3 protein-coding genes are annotated in these 1,773 nt (G+C 50.7%); 1 reads left to right on the top strand and 2 read right to left on the bottom strand.

Annotated features, from left to right (window positions below):
- The first annotated feature begins 251 nt into the window (after positions 1 to 251).
- Positions 252 to 527: a hypothetical protein gene (locus BHV72_RS05895; RefSeq protein WP_018451975.1), complete on the top strand. Its 276-nt coding sequence runs from the start codon at positions 252 to 254 to the stop codon at positions 525 to 527.
- A 110-nt stretch (positions 528 to 637) separates the two neighbouring features.
- Here the strand turns inward: BHV72_RS05895 and BHV72_RS05890 are convergent, their stop codons facing one another.
- Positions 638 to 1,441 (bottom strand): KilA-N domain-containing protein, encoded by an 804-nt coding sequence (locus BHV72_RS05890; protein ID WP_004320828.1) that lies wholly within the window; start codon positions 1,439 to 1,441, stop codon positions 638 to 640.
- Positions 1,408 to 1,773 (bottom strand): hypothetical protein (locus tag BHV72_RS05885; protein WP_286855125.1); only part of this gene is annotated, 366 nt, incomplete at its 5' end. The genes BHV72_RS05885 and BHV72_RS05890, both read right to left, overlap by 34 nt.

The following is a 1,773-nucleotide window of genomic DNA, read 5'->3' as shown; positions in this document are numbered from 1 at the left end:
GTTTGTTTTTCGGCGGTCTCCGGCAAGGCTTGCCGTGAAAAAATACGCTCACGCGAAGCGTGAGGAAGATTTTTTCACGAGCAACCAGCCCGAAGGGCCGCCTTGCGGGACCGGCCTGAAAAACAACTATTTTTGCCGCAAGAAATGAGGATGACGGATTCCTCCTGTCTATTGCCTGTCCGGTGAGAATCTAAAATACCATGCGGTTTTTCTGTCTTCGGCATGTTTGGAGAAATATTCAAGGATATGGAATGAGAACGGCAATATGTGATATTGCGGAAGGAACGGATATGGGATTGGAAACAGGAAGCATGTCCGGGCTTTCATGCGGTTTATACGGCAGTGTTGATTTTGGGGAGGATTACAGGGAAGTGACAGGAAGGTTAGCCGTTCCGGAGAAATTGTATGTGTACGTTGTTCCTTTCGAAATACGGAGTCCTTTAAAATCATGGAAGACCTCATTCGGGAATGTGTTCCGGACAATACCCCGCCACGGAACGGTTATGACACTTGATATCAGGCCGTAAGCCGTTCCGTAGCTTCAGTATCCCATATCCCATGCATGAATGTGGATCAGGCGGCATTTCACCTCCTTGCCCCGTTTACGGACATGCCGATGCGTTGCCTGCCGGAATTCTCATTCAAGCAGTTTTCGTCCGCCATCATCTTCCAGCACACGCATCTGCTGGATGGCTATCCGATTCAGTCTCACGAGCCGTTCGCCCTGCGGTATGCCCTGGTCTATGAATACGGCGTTCAGGTTTTCCATATTGGAGAGGCAGATCAGTTCATTGATGGAGGCATAGTCACGGATATTGCCCTTCAGACCGGGATTCTGCTCACGCCACATCCTGGCGGTCATCCCGAACATGGCCACGTTGAGCACGTCCGCCTCTTCCGCATAGATGACGCCGGCCTGTGCGGGGGTGACTTCCACCGGTATCAGGTTCTGCCTGATGGCATCGGTATGTATGCGGTAGTTGATCTTTGACAGTTCCCGTTTCGCACTCCAGCCGAGCTGGGCCTGCTCCTCCTCTTTCAACCGCTGGAACTCTTTCAGCAGGTACAGCTTGAATTGAGGGGATACCCACGTGGCGAACTCGAACGCGATATCCTTGTGTGCGTAAGTCCCTCCATAGCGTCCGGCCTTGGCGATGATACCTTTGGAGTTGGTCTTTTCCACCCATTGTTTGACGGAAAGGATGAAACGGTTCAACCCGGCCTCGTTTTTAATTCCCTCGAATTCGGGGGAATTAAAATCCGGATTGTACATCTCCTCCCATATGCCCAGAAACTCGACGGTATTCTTGTTACGCAACCACTTTTCAATAAGGGCGGGACCGTTTTCCATATTGCGGACCATGTCGGTCAGGGAGATATAATCCTTGTCATTGTATGTGATGACTGTCACTTCTGTATTTTGGACTTTAATTTTAGCCATGTTCTTTTAACGGTTATTCGGTTATTATTGGTTCGATGTACAAATGTACGGTGTATTTTTCGGAATGTTCCTCCATATCCGGAAAAGTTTGTGTCACGCCGCCTGTTGCGACAAGCCGTTTCTACCAAGGAAAGGGCAGGCAATACCGGCTGACGTGGATACAGGCGGAACAACCCGCATATGCAATGCAGAGGGAGCAGGAGAGCCTTCACCACAGCCGGAGAGGAAAGCGGTCTCATGCCGGGGTACGGCATGAAAAGGGGCTCCCGGACAGTTCTTTTCCTTGTCGCACATGCACTACGTCGGTCGCAGTTTTCGCCTTCTGAATCCCT

Source organism: Bacteroides sp. 43_46, assembly GCF_001915455.1.
GTDB lineage: Bacteria > Bacteroidota > Bacteroidia > Bacteroidales > Bacteroidaceae > Bacteroides > Bacteroides caccae.
The sequence above is the reverse complement of the archived record's forward strand: the minus strand, read 5'-3'. Positions and strand labels throughout refer to the sequence as shown.